Annotated in this window: 14 protein-coding genes; 5 read left to right on the top strand and 9 right to left on the bottom strand. The window is 64.4% G+C overall.

Going from position 1 to position 14,132, the window contains the following annotated elements; genetic code table 11:
• Positions 1-363: 363 nt before the first annotated feature.
• A complete protein-coding gene (locus EAW56_RS03140; protein ID WP_147453244.1) occupies positions 364-816 on the bottom strand; it encodes an Rv1476 family membrane protein in 453 nt (150 codons plus the stop codon).
• 396 nt (positions 817-1,212) lie between these two features.
• Between EAW56_RS03140 and acnA the strand changes: the two genes are divergently transcribed.
• From acnA to EAW56_RS03125, 3 genes are all read left to right on the top strand, one after another.
• Positions 1,213-3,993: an aconitate hydratase AcnA gene (gene acnA / locus EAW56_RS03135; protein ID WP_208636479.1), complete on the top strand. Its 2,781-nt coding sequence runs from the start codon at positions 1,213-1,215 to the stop codon at positions 3,991-3,993.
• A 115-nt stretch (positions 3,994-4,108) separates the two neighbouring features.
• A complete protein-coding gene (locus EAW56_RS03130; protein ID WP_095536166.1) occupies positions 4,109-4,675 on the top strand; it encodes a TetR/AcrR family transcriptional regulator in 567 nt (188 codons plus the stop codon).
• A 24-nt stretch (positions 4,676-4,699) separates the two neighbouring features.
• Complete coding sequence (locus EAW56_RS03125; RefSeq protein ID WP_122085004.1) at positions 4,700-5,455, top strand: glutamine amidotransferase; 756 nt, start codon at positions 4,700-4,702, stop codon at positions 5,453-5,455.
• A gap of 30 nt (positions 5,456-5,485) precedes the next feature.
• Here the strand turns inward: EAW56_RS03125 and EAW56_RS03120 are convergent, their stop codons facing one another.
• Positions 5,486-6,229, bottom strand: coding sequence for an NAD(P)H-binding protein (locus EAW56_RS03120; RefSeq protein ID WP_122085001.1), 744 nt, complete (start codon positions 6,227-6,229; stop codon positions 5,486-5,488).
• Between the two features lie 84 nt (positions 6,230-6,313).
• Here EAW56_RS03120 and EAW56_RS03115 point away from each other — a divergent pair, with 84 nt between their 5' ends.
• Together EAW56_RS03115 and EAW56_RS03110 are read left to right on the top strand one after the other, a co-directional pair.
• The gene (locus EAW56_RS03115; RefSeq protein ID WP_095545754.1) at positions 6,314-6,583 is read left to right on the top strand and encodes an ACT domain-containing protein; all 270 of its coding nucleotides are present in this window, start codon (positions 6,314-6,316) and stop codon (positions 6,581-6,583) included.
• Positions 6,584-6,593: 10 nt separating this feature from the next.
• Complete coding sequence (locus EAW56_RS03110) at positions 6,594-7,964, top strand: PFL family protein (protein WP_122084998.1); 1,371 nt, start codon at positions 6,594-6,596, stop codon at positions 7,962-7,964.
• Here the strand turns inward: EAW56_RS03110 and EAW56_RS03105 are convergent.
• From EAW56_RS03105 to sufD, 7 genes are all read right to left on the bottom strand, one after another.
• Positions 7,961-8,209, bottom strand: a complete 249-nt coding sequence (locus EAW56_RS03105) for a PLDc N-terminal domain-containing protein (RefSeq protein ID WP_240510573.1) — start codon at positions 8,207-8,209, stop codon at positions 7,961-7,963. The genes EAW56_RS03110 and EAW56_RS03105 overlap by 4 nt on opposite strands.
• 32 nt (positions 8,210-8,241) lie before the next feature.
• Positions 8,242-9,870, bottom strand: a complete 1,629-nt coding sequence (locus EAW56_RS03100) for an ABC-F family ATP-binding cassette domain-containing protein (RefSeq protein WP_095554897.1) — start codon at positions 9,868-9,870, stop codon at positions 8,242-8,244.
• A gap of 108 nt (positions 9,871-9,978) precedes the next feature.
• Positions 9,979-10,419 (bottom strand): metal-sulfur cluster assembly factor, encoded by a 441-nt coding sequence (locus tag EAW56_RS03095; RefSeq protein ID WP_095536605.1) that lies wholly within the window; start codon positions 10,417-10,419, stop codon positions 9,979-9,981.
• A 3-nt stretch (positions 10,420-10,422) separates the two neighbouring features.
• Complete coding sequence (gene sufU / locus EAW56_RS03090; protein ID WP_095536172.1) at positions 10,423-10,875, bottom strand: Fe-S cluster assembly sulfur transfer protein SufU; 453 nt, start codon at positions 10,873-10,875, stop codon at positions 10,423-10,425.
• Positions 10,872-12,131, bottom strand: a complete 1,260-nt coding sequence (locus tag EAW56_RS03085) for a cysteine desulfurase (protein WP_122084997.1) — start codon at positions 12,129-12,131, stop codon at positions 10,872-10,874. Before EAW56_RS03085 ends, sufU begins: the two co-directional genes overlap by 4 nt.
• A complete protein-coding gene (gene sufC, locus EAW56_RS03080) occupies positions 12,131-12,886 on the bottom strand; it encodes a Fe-S cluster assembly ATPase SufC (RefSeq protein ID WP_095276490.1) in 756 nt (251 codons plus the stop codon). Before sufC ends, EAW56_RS03085 begins: the two co-directional genes overlap by 1 nt.
• A 69-nt stretch (positions 12,887-12,955) precedes the next feature.
• Positions 12,956-14,128 carry a Fe-S cluster assembly protein SufD gene (gene sufD, locus EAW56_RS03075; RefSeq protein WP_122084995.1) on the bottom strand — a complete coding sequence of 391 codons (1,173 nt, stop codon included), beginning with the start codon at positions 14,126-14,128 and terminating at the stop codon, positions 12,956-12,958.
• Between the last annotated feature and the right edge of the window lie 4 nt (positions 14,129-14,132).

The raw sequence follows: 14,132 nt of genomic DNA, 5'->3' as shown, positions 1-14,132 counted from the left end.
GCGTGCTTCCCCACATGCCCGAACCGGGGCCTTGACCGAATGACGAGTTCAGTCAAGGAGTAAGGCCTGAAACGATTGGTGTTGCATTCAGCTCACGAGCCGACAGCAAGACCATACGACACGTAATCAACTTGTTGCACAATCTTTACCAAAAACCACAACAGTCAAGGCTTTTCACATGACCTGATAGCGCCAGGTACAGCAGATATAGCCGATACGAACAAGTAGTGTGAAGTTCGACACATTTCCCGGCAGGGGGAACAAGTCGCCATGGCCGTTGCGCTGGGATCGCGATGTGGCTGCGTATCCCTTGATGCAAGACAAAACCGTCAAGGCGAACGACTTGACTTATTGAGGGGGTGGCTAACGGCGTGCGTGCCAGGCGGACAACGCCGCGATGCACGCAAGCGCGAGCACCACCGATCCAACGGCAATCCCCCACGCCACGGAGTGTCCCTGCGCCGCCTCCGCGAACGCGACGACCCCTTGCGGGTAGTCAGGCTGGGCCACCATTGCGGTTTGCCCGCGCTCGATCGCCGCCCGGCTGAGCGAATCGCTCACCGCGATAGCGGCGTTCGGCGTCCGGACCACGACCGTGTCGTAACCGGTGCCATTGAGGAGGTCCTGTGCGACGTCGCGAAGGTCTGCAATCTGCGGTGGGGTCTGCTCAAGCACAACGAGCCCGGCCGCCCCCATGTCGTCGGACGGTGCTTGCGTCAGCGCGTCGCGTATTGCGGCTTCGAGCGGTACGTTGACGGGGTTTTCCGTCCCAAAGGCGATCCCATCCTCCTGGAGCTGGGCTTCCAGACTCGCCATGTCAACGTCTACTGGAATCACGTCGTCCCTTTCCGCTCTCATTCGCCGTCGTTTCGAAGTGTAATCGGCTCGCCGTCGCGCTTGGCGCTCCGGTCTTCCAATACGCGACCGGAGACCTACCACGCGTTTGGGGGTAGGCAGTGTGGCCAGAGTGAGCGCGCTCCGCCCTCGCCGTCGCTGCGTTTGCCCAGGTGCTGTGGTTATCCGGGCGTGTTTGCCCCCGCGGATGAGGGGATTTGGGTACTCGGGGGCGTCGATAAGTGCGCCCTAGCGCAAAACATAACGACCGTACTGTTATTATGGCGACGGAACCGTGAGAGGTCGCATATCATTATTGGTTGACCATCACGTGTCATAGTTCCCAGATTTGCATTACGACGAGAAATGGAGCTCACTGTGGCTGAAAGCAAGAACTCCTTCAACGCTAAGCAGACCCTCGAGGTCGGCGGTAAGTCCTACGACTACTTTGCCCTCGATGCGGTTGACGGCATGAAGAAGCTGCCCTACTCCCTGAAGGTGCTCGGCGAGAACCTGCTGCGCACCGAGGACGGCAAGAACGTCACCGAAGACCACATCAAGGCAATCGCCAACTGGGATCCGTCGGCAGAACCGTCGATTGAGATCCAGTTCACCCCGGCCCGCGTCCTCATGCAGGACTTCACCGGCGTGCCCTGCGTCGTCGACCTTGCAACCATGCGCGAGGCGGTCAGCGATCTCGGCGGCAGCCCGGACCAGGTCAACCCGCTGAACCCGGCCGAGATGGTCATTGACCACTCCGTCATCATCGAGGCATTCGGCTCCGACGCTGCACTGGATAAGAACGTCGAGATCGAGTACCAGCGCAACGAGGAGCGCTACCAGTTCCTGCGTTGGGGTGCTGAGAACTTCTCCAACTTCCGCGTCGTTCCGCCGGGAACCGGCATCGTCCACCAGGTCAACATTGAGTACCTCTCCCGCGTCGTCTTTGACAACGAGGGCCTTGCCTACCCGGATACCTGCATTGGTACCGACTCCCACACCACCATGGAGAACGGCCTGGGCATCCTGGGCTGGGGCGTCGGCGGCATCGAGGCAGAGGCGGCCATGCTGGGCCAGCCGGTGTCCATGCTCATCCCCCGCGTTGTCGGCTTCAAGCTCACCGGTGAGATCCCGGTCGGCGTGACCGCTACCGACGTCGTGCTGACCATCACCGAGATGCTCCGCGAGCATGGCGTGGTGCAGAAGTTCGTCGAGTTCTACGGCAACGGCGTCAAGCAGATCCCGCTGGCAAACCGCGCCACCATCGGCAACATGAGCCCGGAGTTCGGCTCCACCTGCGCGATCTTCCCGATCGACGAGGAGACCATCAACTACCTCGAGCTGACCGGCCGCGACCAGGAGGACATCGACCGCGTCGAGGCATACGCCAAGGCACAGGGCATGTGGCTGGAGCAGGACGCCGAGGAGGCCGAGTACTCCGAGTACCTCGAGCTGGACCTCTCCACCGTCGTGCCGTCCATCGCCGGCCCGAAGCGCCCGCAGGACCGCATCCTGCTCTCCGAGGCCAAGAGCACCTTCCGCACCCAGCTGCCGGACTACAACACCGCTGGCAACGACGTCACCGAGCCGGTGCGCGCCGAGAAGTCCGAGACCGTGGACTACAACCAGTCCTGGCCGGGTCACGGCGAGTCCGCCGCTGACGGCGCCGAGGGCCGCGCTTCCAAGCCGGTCATCGTCGAGTCCCCGCAGGGCGGCGAGTACACCCTCGACCACGGCATGGTTGCCATCGCTGCAATCACCTCTTGCACCAACACTTCCAACCCGTCCGTCATGGTCGGCGCCGCACTGCTCGCGCGCAAGGCTGCTGAAAAGGGCCTGCACGCCAAGCCGTGGGTCAAGACCATCATGGCTCCCGGTTCCCAGGTTGTCGACGGCTACTACGAGCGCGGCGACCTGTGGAAGGACCTCGAGGCAGTCGGCTTCTACCTCACCGGCTTTGGCTGCGCATCCTGCATCGGTAACTCCGGCCCGCTGCCGACCGAGGTTTCCGACGCCATCAACGAGTACGACCTGACCGCCACCGCGGTCCTGTCCGGTAACCGTAACTTCGAGGGCCGCATCTCCCCCGACGTGAAGATGAACTACCTGGCCTCCCCGCTGCTGGTTATCGCGTACTCCATTGCCGGCACCATGGACTTCGACTTCGACGCCCAGCCGCTCGGCCAGGACGCCGACGGCAACGACGTCTTCCTCAAGGACGTTTGGCCGTCCACCGAAGAGATCGAGAGCACCATCTCCGGCATCATCTCCCGCGAGATGTACGAGGCTGACTACGCCGACGTGTTCAAGGGCGACGAGCAGTGGCAGAACCTGGACATCCCGCAGGGCAAGACCTTCGACTGGAACGAGGACTCCACCTACATCCGCAAGGCTCCGTACTTCGACGGTATGCCGGAGCAGCCGGAGGCAGTCGAGGACATCGCCGGCGCACGCGTGCTGGCCAAGCTCGGCGACTCAGTGACCACCGACCACATCTCCCCTGCTTCCTCCATCAAGCCGGGCACCCCGGCGGCGAACTACCTGGACGAGCACGGTGTGGCACGCCACGACTACAACTCCTTCGGTTCCCGTCGTGGTAACCACGAGGTCATGGTACGCGGTACCTTCGCCAACATCCGCCTGCGCAACGAGCTGGTGGACGAGCAGGGCGGCTACACCCGCGACTTCACCCAGGAGGGCGCACCGCAGGCGTACATCTACGACGCCGCGATGAACTACGCAGAGAAGAACATCCCGCTCGTGGTCATCGCCGGCAAGGAGTACGGCACCGGTTCCTCCCGCGACTGGGCCGCAAAGGGCACCAACCTGCTCGGTGTGAAGGCCGTCATCGCGGAGTCCTTCGAGCGCATCCACCGCTCGAACCTCATCGGCATGGGCGTGCTGCCGCTGCAGTTCCCCGAGGGCCAGTCGCACGGCTCCCTGGGCCTCGACGGCACCGAGACCTTCGAGGTCACGGGCATCACCGCCTTTAACGACGGCGACACGATCCCAGAGACCGTCCACGTTGCAGCAACGAAGGACGGCGGCGAGAAGGTCGAGTTCGACGCAGTTGTCCGCGTCGACACGCCTGGTGAGGCAGAGTACTTCCGCCACGGCGGCATCCTGCAGTACGTGCTGCGCCAGATGGTCAAGAACTAACTCCTTGACCCTGTAGAGGGGTAACCCGGGCTTCCCGCCCGGGTGCCCCTCTTCGCTTTCTCACCACCGAATTATTCAATACACACCCCCTATTACAGGAAGGATTGCACCGCGCATGCCCATCGTCAGCGAAGGCGAACTCGCACGTCGGCGCCAAGAAATCATTGATGCCGCTCGGCTCTGCTTCGCCCACTACGGCTTCGAAGGCGCTACCGTGGCCAAGCTCGAACAGGCTACGGGCAAGACGCGCGGGGCAATCTTCCACCACTTTGCGGATAAGGAAGCGCTGTTTCTCGCCATCGCGAGCGAGGACGCAGAGCGGCAGGCGGCGGTGGTGAGCAACCAGGGCCTGGTCGAGGTGATGCGCGACATGCTCCACCACCGCGAAAAGAACGACTGGTTTGTCACCCGCGCGGAGATCGTCCGCAAGCTCCGCACCGACCCGGAGTTTGAGCAACGGTGGCGCGCTCACCAAGAGGTTCTGGACCAAGCTGTCCATGATCGCATCGTGTCCAACCGAGCCATGCGCGAGGACGTCGCCATCGACGTTGTCCAGACTTACCTGGAGACGGTGTTCGAAGGATTCGTGGTCAAGCTCGCTGCGGGCGAGCCCGTCGAGCGCCTAGAGGCCATGCTCTCGCTCGTCGAGCAGTCGGTCCGTAAGCCGGTTAGTGAAAAATAGACCAAGCGGTATAGAATTACCGCTATGTCCAAGCTGCTTTTCCTCTCCCTGCGACAAGGCGAGCTCGCACCCGAGATCGCGCGCGCCGAATACCACGACGTCCTCAACGCCGCCGGCCTGAGCGAGGTTGACGTCGAGCTCAAGATCCTGGACCGGGTCGACGAGGAAGTTGGCTCGCTGGAGGCCATTAGCGGGATCATCATCGGCGGCAGCTCGCTCAACGTCAGCAACGCCGAGTACTCACCGTGGCAGCGCCACATTAGCGAGGTGCTCGCGGGCGTCGTCGAATCGGGCCTGCCAGTATTTTTCGTCTGCTTTGGCATCTCGTGGCTGGTTGATCACCTCGGTGGCACCGTCGGCCACACGCATCCGGAGAACTCAGGCCCGACGAGCGTTGCGCTGACGGCTGCCGGCCGCCACGACAGGCTGCTGCGCGGCGCCACGGAGCGGTTCACAGCACTCACCGGGCACACCGAGAACCCGGACGTAGACAGCCTCCCGGAGGCGCTTACCGTCCTCGCCACCGGACCTACTTGCCCCGTTCAGATGGTCCGCTACGGCGACCACGTGTGGGCCACCCAGTTCCACGCTGAAATGGACGCCGCCGCGATGCACACCCGGATGGACTTCTTCTACAACTACGGGTACTTCCCCGCCGAGGACTACGCCCGGATCGTCGCCGATTTGCCCAACCACGACGTTGCCTGGGCCAACGCGATCCTGCGGAACTTCGCGCAATACTGCTTCGACCGCAGCCCGGCCCACGCGCCGAAGGTGTAGCAGGAGCCCTGGAGGGAGTCCCGCGGCGGATTAGCGCCCGATCTCGCGCACCGGGGTCTGCCCGTTCTGGAACTCAAATGGGTTCGCAATCCCCGCGACGCTGTCGCGACCAGCCAGCTCGGCGATCACCTCAGCGACGAGCTCGCGCGAGGTCTGCGGGTGGCCCTGGCCGTCGTCCCCCTCGAGATCGATGGTGGCGTAGCCGGGCACGGGGCCGTCGACAAGCATGCCCGGGCCAAGAATGACCTGCTCGAGGTCGCTGTCCATGATGCGCACATCGACCGTCTTTTTGGACTCGACGTAGGCGTACCACGCGCCGTCATCATCCGTGGTGGCGAAGCGCGCGCCCGCGTAGGACACCATGAGAAGTCGGGGGGTGTGCTCGGTGAGCTGCTCAAGCGCTTCCACGACGCGCAGCGCCGCGTCTCGGTCCACAGCGTAGGTCGCCTCGGCGGAGCTTCCGCCCGCTCCCGCGGACCACACCACCACATCGAACTTGGACAGCAGCGCCGCCCACTGCTCTACGGTGAGCTCCGTGATGTCGCGCACCGTTGCCTGCGCTCCCGCCTGCTCGATGCGGGCGACGTGATCGGGGTTGCGCACAAGGCCGGTGACCTCGTGGCCCTGCTGGACCAGCAGCGGCACCGAGTGGCGGCTCACGTGACCGCCCGCGCCGATGACGAGCACACGCGCGGTGCGCTCAGGCGTTTCCGACGCCGTGGTGGCAAAAGGTTGGGGTGCAGAAGCATTGGGGGTGTTCGCTGAATCAGTCATGCGGCCCACCGTAACCAACTCGGCGCGGACTCGCTGTGGCGCAACTCTCACCCGTGTCCGTACGTGCCACTATGATGGTCCCTTATGCACGCAATTATTACGACTACCGGCCCGGACCGCGTTGGCATCATCGCCGCAGTCGCTGGCGCCGCGGCAGAACGCAACCTGAACATTCTCGACGTCTCGCAGACGCTCATGGACAACTACTTCACCATGGTCATGCGCGTCGCATTGCCGGACGACACCCCGGATATGGGCGAGCTCCAGGACCACCTGGCCCAAGTGGGCGACGCACTCGGGGTGGTCGTGCGCATTCAGTCCGAGGACCTGTTCACCGCGATGAACGAAGTCTAGGGGCGGCGCGATGGCTACAGACTTCGACTTCAAATCCGGCCACATCCTCGACGTCATCAAAATGATCGAGGACTACCGCCTAGACATCCGCACCGTGACCATGGGCATTTCGCTCATCGGCTGCACCCGCTCCACCATGGACGCCACCTGCCAGGCGGTGTACGACCGCGTCACCGCACGCGCCGCCCGCCTCGTCGAGGTATGCGAGGGCATCGAGCGCGAGCTGGGCATCCCGATCGTGAACAAGCGCGTCTCCGTCTCCCCCGTCTCGCTCGTCGCCGCCGGCGTGGATGGCAACCCGGTCGACATCGCACGAGCCCTGGACAAGGCGGCGTCGGAGCTCGGCGTGAACTTCGTCGGTGGTTACTCCGCGCTCGTGGAAAAGGGTGCGACGTCCTCGGACCGCCGGCTCATCGACTCGATCCCCGAGGCGCTGAGCGTGACCCAGGCGGTCTGTGGCTCCGTGAACGTGGGTACCTCGCGTGCCGGCATCAACATGGACGCCGTGGCGCGAATGGGCGAGGTAGTCAAGGAGGCCGCCGAGCTGACCAAGGACGAGTCCTCCATCGCCTGCGCGAAGCTCGTCGTGTTTGCCAACGCCGTGGGTGACAACCCGTTCATGGCTGGCGCATTCCACGGCATTGAGGAGCCGGACACCGTCGTCTCTGTCGGCGTATCCGGCCCGGGCGTGGTGGACAATGCGATCACCCCGCTCAAGGGTGCGTCGCTCAACGAGATCGCCGAGGAGATCAAGAAGGCCGCGTTTAAGATCACGCGCGCCGGCCAGCTCGTGGGCAACATGGCCGCCGAACGACTCGGCGTGCCGTTTGGCATCGTCGACCTCTCGCTCGCCCCGACAGCGGAGGTCGGCGACTCCGTGGCGCACATCCTCGAACACATCGGGCTCGAGCAGGTGGGCACCCACGGCACTACGGCGGCGCTCGCCCTGCTCAACGACGCGGTGAAAAAGGGCGGCATGATGGCCTGCTCCCGCGTCGGTGGCCTGTCCGGCTCCTTCATCCCGGTTTCCGAGGACCAGGGCATGATCGACGCGGTCCGCTCCGGCTCGATTTCCATGGACAAGCTCGAGGCGATGACCTCGATCTGCTCCGTCGGCTTCGACATGATCGCCATCCCCGGCGACACCCCGGCCGAAACCATCGCGGGCATGATTGCCGACGAAGCCGCGATCGGCATCATGAACCATAAGACCACCGCCGCACGCCTCATCCCAGTCCCGGGCACGAAGCCGGGCGACGAGGTGAACTTCGGCGGACTGCTCGGCTACGCGCCAGTCATTCCGGTGAACACGAAGGGCAGCGCCGAGATGATCCGGCGCGGCGGCTTCATCCCGGCGCCGGTGCACGGTTTTAGGAACTAGTGGCGCTTCCTCCCGATGAGGAAGTAGGCAGCCCAGCCAAGCGTGTTCACCGCGCCAATGATGGGCGCCCACAGCCACTTCGGGCCGCGCACCCTGCCGTCTTTCGCACGCGCCAGGTCGCGCAGCGCAAGCGCCTTGCCGAGCGCGTCAATGGCGGCCAGAACGCCGACGATGGTCTTCTGGTCGCTCGACATGGCGTTCCACGCGTCGCGGAACATGGTGATGAGGTCGTTGTTCTTCGTCATACCAGCGAGTCTAGCCGGGCGAACTCAACCCGCTACGCCAGCTCCACGATCTCCATGTACTCGTCGCTCCACAGGTCCTCGTCGCCCTCGGGCATGATGATCACGCGCTCCGGCTCGAGCGCGCGCACTGCACCCGGGTCGTGGGTGACCAGGACGACGGCCCCGGTGTAGGTCTTGAGCGCGTCAAGCACCTGCTCGCGAGATTGCGGATCCAGGTTGTTCGTGGGCTCGTCGAGAAGCAGCACATTGGCGCGGGAGGAAACGAGCGTGGCGAGCGCGAGGCGCGTCTTCTCACCGCCAGAGAGCGTGCCAGCGGGCTGTTCGAGCTTGTCGCCCGAGAACATGAAGGCGCCAAGCAGGCCTCGCAGGTCCTGCTGGCCGGCATCGGGACAGGCCTCGATGGTGTTCTCCCAGACGCTCTTGTCGCCGTCGATCGTGTCGTGCTCCTGCGCGAAGTACCCGATCTTCAGCCCGTGACCCGACACGAGACCGCCCTCGCCGTCAGTGCGCTCCACACCTGCCAAAAGCTTCAGCAGCGTCGTCTTACCCGCGCCGTTGGTGCCGAGCACGACAACGCGCGAGCCCTTGTCAATCGCCAGGTCAACCCCAGCAAAGACCTCGAGCGAGCCGTACATCTTGGTCAGCCCCTTGCCATGCAGCGGAGTCTTGCCACACGGCGCGGGCTCAGGGAAGCTAATCGACGCAAACTTGTCCGCCACCCGGACCTCATCGAGTTGCTCCATCATGCGATCGGCGCGCGCGAGCATCTGCTTCGCCGCAGCTGCCTTCGTGGCCTTCGCACCGAGCTTCGCCGCCTGCTTCTGCAGCGCAGACGCCTTCTTCTCCGCGTTGGCGCGCTCGCGGCGGCGGCGCGCCTCGTCGAGCGCGCGTGCGTCCTTGTACTTGGCAAAACCCATGTTGTACACGTCCGCCTCCGCGCGGACGGCGTCGAGGAACCAGACCTTGTTGCACACGGCGTCGAGGAGTTCGACGTCGTGCGAGATCATGATGAGCCCACCCTCGTGCTTGGATAGGAAGTTGCGCAGCCAGCTAATCGAGTCGGCGTCGAGGTGGTTCGTGGGCTCGTCGAGAAGCAGCGTGGTCTGCGACTTGCCCGACCCCTGGCGCGAGGCGAAGAGAATCTGCGCGAGCTCCACGCGGCGGCGCTGGCCACCCGACAGGGTCTTCAGCTGCTGGTCCAAGATTCGGCTGGGCAGGCCGAGGTTGTCGCAAATCTGCGCCGCCTCCGCGTTCGCCTCGTAGCCGCCGAGCGCCTGGTACCGCTCCTCCAGGCGGGAGAACTTGGCAATCGCCTTGTCGCGCTCCGCCCCGTCGGTGGTCTCCATGATCTCCTGCTGCTTGGCCATCGAGCGCTGGATCTGGTCGAGGCCGCGAGCGGAAAGCACTCGCGCGCGTGCGGTCTGCTCGATGTCACCCTCTTTGGAGTCCTGCGGCAGGTAGCCGATCTCGCCCGAACGCGTCACCGAACCGCCATACGGTTCCGTTTCCCCCGAGAGGATGCGCATGGTCGTCGTCTTGCCCGCGCCGTTTCGCCCCACCAGCCCGATACGGTCGCCCGGCTGCACGCGCAGGTGCTGACCGGGCGCAGACAGGAGCGTGCGTGCGCCGACGCGGACTTCGAGATCATTGGTGACAATCACGGGATCACTGTAGCAAGCACCCCCAAATCGACACCGCAGGGTCAGCAGGGTCAGCAATGCAAAAGGTCCCCCTCACGGCGCGAACCGTGAGGGGGACACCGAGGGGTGCTACACCGCGAACCCGAGAGCGCGGAGCTGCTCGCGGCCCTCTTCAGTAATCATCTGCGGGCCCCACGGCGGCATCCATACCCAGTTGAGCACGATGTCGTCCGCCTCGGTGTTGCCCACCACGGCCTGCTGCGCCTGCTCTTCGAGCACATCTGTCAGCGGGCATGCCGGCGAGGTGAGCGTCATGTTGATGCACGCGATCGTCTTGCCGTCGCGCTCCTCAATCCACAGGTCGTAGACCAGGCCGAGGTCGACGACGTTGATCCCCAGCTCCGGGTCGATCACGTCGCGGAGGAACTCCTCCACCTCTCCGGCCAGCTTGAGCTGTGCATCGGTCTGGGGCGGACGCTCGCCCGCGCCGCCGAAGTTCGACGCGGAGCCGCCTTTGGCAGCATCAACGTCGGCAGCAGTGGTCTGTTCGTTGACGTTGTCTTCAGCCATGTCCTAGCTCTCCTTTTTCTCCAGGGCCTCGTGCGTTGCCGCCTCGAAGGCCTTCCACCCGAGCAGCGCGCACTTCACACGCGCCGGGAACTTCGCCACGCCACCGAACGCAACGCCGTCGCCAATCAGCTCCGGGTCGCCCTCGATGGTGCCGCGCGAGGTGATCATCTCCTCGAACGACCCCAGCTTCTCCATCGCCTGCTCGACGGGGAGCCCCTTCAGCTCCTCCGCCATCACGCTTGTCGACGCCTGCGAGATCGAGCAACCGGCCGCATCGTAGGAAACATCCTCCACCGTTTTCCCATCCTCGGAAAGGTGAACGCGCAGCGTCAGCTCGTCGCCGCAGGACGGGTTCACGTGGTGCACCTCCGCCTCGTACGGCTCGCGCAGCCCGGCGTACTGGGGGTTCTTGTAGTGGTCCAGGATCACTTCCTGGTACATCGATTCAAGGTTCATCGTGCGAAAAACTCCTTCGCCTTGCCAATCGCTGCCACCAGCGTATCCACTTCTTCCTTCGTGTTGTACAGGTAGAAGCTTGCGCGCGAGGTGGATTGCAGGTTCCGGCCGCGGTGGGCAGGCCACGCGCAGTGGTGCCCGGTGCGGATTGCCACGCCTTCGGAGTCCAGCACCTGACCGAGGTCGTGCGGGTGCACGCCGTCGACGGTGAACGAGATCGCCCCGCCGCGCCGCTCTGCGGTGAGCGGCCCCGCGATCTGCAGCCCCTCGATGCCCTGCATCTGCTCGAGCGCGTACGTGGTGAGCTCTTGCTCGTGGACGTGGATGGCGTCCATGCCGACCTCGTTGAGGAACTCGACTGCGGCACCTAGCCCCACGACCTGGCTGGTCATCTGGGTGCCCGCCTCAAATCGCTGCGGTGCCGGCGCGAAGGTGGTCTTTTCCATCTTCACAATCTCAATCATCGAGCCGCCCGTGAGGAACGGCGGCAGCTGATTGAGAATGTCGCCCTTGCCGTACACGGCGCCGACGCCCGATGGCCCGCACATCTTGTGGCCGGAGAAGGCAGCAAAGTCGACGTCGAGCGCGTGCAGGTCGACCGGCATGTGCGGCACCGATTGACACGCATCGAGCACCGTCAAGGCGCCGACGGCCTTCGCGCGGCGCACCAGCTCGTCAACGTCAGCGACAGCACCGGTGACGTTCGACTGGTGCGTAAACGCCACGACCTTGACGGTCTCGTCCAGCTCGAGCGAGTCCAGATCGATCCGCCCGTCCGGCGTCATCGTGTACCACTTCAGGGTCGCACCAGTGCGCTCGGCGAGTTCCTGCCACGGCACGAGGTTGGCGTGGTGCTCAAGCTCGGTGATGACGATGGTGTCGCCTTCACGCACCGCGAGATCGCCCGCGCGCTCGTCGCCAAGCACATAGGCGACGAGGTTGAGTCCCTCAGTCGCGTTCTTTGTAAACGCGATTTCGTGCCCGTCCGCGCCGACGAACGCCGCGATGGCGTCGCGTGCCGTCTCATAGGCATCCGTGGCTTCTTCAGCAAGCTGGTAGGAGCCGCGGTGCACCGGCGCGAAGGTGTTGAGGACGAAGTCTCGCTCGACATTCCACACGCGTTCCGGTCGCTGCGACGTCGCACCGGAGTCGAGATAGACGAGCTTCTTGCCGTCCCTCACGGTGCGCGACAGGATCGGAAACTCCGCGCGGATCGCCTCCACGTTGAGTGTTCCGTTGTCGTTGACGTATCCCATTAGATGAACTTCTCGTAGCCTTCTGCCTCGAGCTGGTCTGCCAGCGATGCGTCGCCGGTCTGCACGATCTTGCCGTCAGCAAACACGTGCACGAACTGCGGCTGGACGTAGTTGAGGATGCGCTTGTAGTGGGTGATCATGAGGACGCCGCCGTTGGTCTCCTCCTGGTACTTGTTGATGCCCTCGGAGACGATGCGCAGCGCGTCAACGTCAAGACCGGAGTCGGTTTCGTCCATGACGGCGAACTTCGGCTTCATCAGCGCGAGCTGCATGACCTCGTGGCGCTTCTTCTCGCCGCCGGAGAAGCCCTCGTTGACCGAGCGCTCGGAGAAGGAGGCGTCCATCTGCAGGGACTCGCGGGCGGCGTTGAGCTCAGCAACCCACTCGCGCAGCTTCGGGGACTCGCCACGTACCGCGGTGACGGCGGAGCGCATGAAGTTGGACGAAGACACGCCCGGGACCTCAACCGGGTACTGCATTGCCAGGAAGAGGCCGGCGCGAGCGCGCTCGTCGATCTCCATCTCCAGGATGTTCTCGCCGTCGAGCAGCACCTCGCCCTCGGTGACCTCGTACTTCGGGTGGCCCGCAAGGGTGTAGGCAAGGGTGGACTTGCCGGAGCCGTTCGGGCCCATGATTGCGTGGGTCTCGCCCGCCTTGATGGTCAGGTTCACGCCCTTGAGGATCGGCTTCGGCTCCTGTCCTTCCTCCGTGGGCAAGACGTTGGCGTGCAGGTTCTTAATTTCAAGCGTAGACATTCGGTGTTTTCAGCTTTCTTAATTCGGTGACGCGGGTGTTACAGGTGTTCAGCGACGTGGCTGGGGCGCTTAGGAGTTGCTCCGCTCGAGCTCGCCGGCAACGCGGGCGATGAGCTCGTCCCGGACGGACTCGACTGGGATCTGGTTGAGGACCTCGTTGAAGAATCCGCGGATGATCAGGCGGGTCGCCTCGTCCTCCGGGATGCCGCGGGAGCGCAGGTAGAACAGCTGCTCGTCGTCGAAGCGTCCCACGGTCGCTGCGTGGCCGGCGCCGGCGATCTCGCCAGTCTCGATCTCCAGGTTGGGGATCGCGTCGGCTCGGGCGCCGTCAGTGAGCACCAGGTTGCGGTTCGTCTCGTAGGTGTCGGTGCCCTTCGCGTCGGAGCGAATCAGCACGTCGCCAACCCAGCAGGTACGTGCCTCCGGCAGCGAGGACTGCTTGTCGCCCTGCAGTGCGCCCTTGTACAGGACGTTGGAGCGGCAGTTCGGGACGGAGTGGTCAACGAGCATGCGGTTCTCGATGTACTGGCCCGCATCCGCGAAGTAGACGCCGGTCAGCTCCGCGTCGCCGCCCGGCGCTGCGAACTTCACGCGCGGGGTGATGCGGACGACCTCGCCGCCGAACGTTGCAACGTGGTGGCGCAGCGTGGCGTCGCGCTCGACCAGCACGGACTGCTGTCCGATGTGGACAGCATCGGAGTTCCACTCCGCATCCACAATCGCGTGGACGCGGGAGCCCTCGCCGATGTGCCAGTTCACGTTGTCGGCGTGGGTACCGGTGCCCTCGTAGCGCAGGATGACGTTCGCCTTGGAGTGCGTGCCCGATTCAACCAGGATGTTGCCGAACGTGGTGACATCCTCACCTGCACCGCTAACGGTGATGGTGATGTCCTCCTCCAGCTCTGTATCTGCCGGAATGGACACGATGTAGCCGGACTTCGCAGAGGACCAGGCCTGCGCTGCGACGCGATCGACGGCGCCGCCAACGACCTTGAGGCGATCGTCGTCAATTGCGACCTCTTCGACGCTGACCGCTTCGGGGGCGTCGATCTTTATTTGCGCCTTTGCAGCGTCGGCGAACTTGCCGTTGTGCAGACCACGAAGGCGACGCAGGGAGATGAAGCGCCAGACCTCGTCGCGACCGCCCGGGACCGGGAAGTCGTCGACGGTAAAGGACTGGAAGAGGTCACCCTTGTTGTTGTGCGGGGTGGCGTTTTGTACGGGATCAACAGAGACGGTCATTGGG

The organism is Corynebacterium gottingense (assembly GCF_003693265.1).
Taxonomy (GTDB): Bacteria; Actinomycetota; Actinomycetes; order Mycobacteriales; family Mycobacteriaceae; genus Corynebacterium; species Corynebacterium gottingense.
The sequence above is the reverse complement of the archived record's forward strand: the minus strand, read 5'-3'. Positions and strand labels throughout refer to the sequence as shown.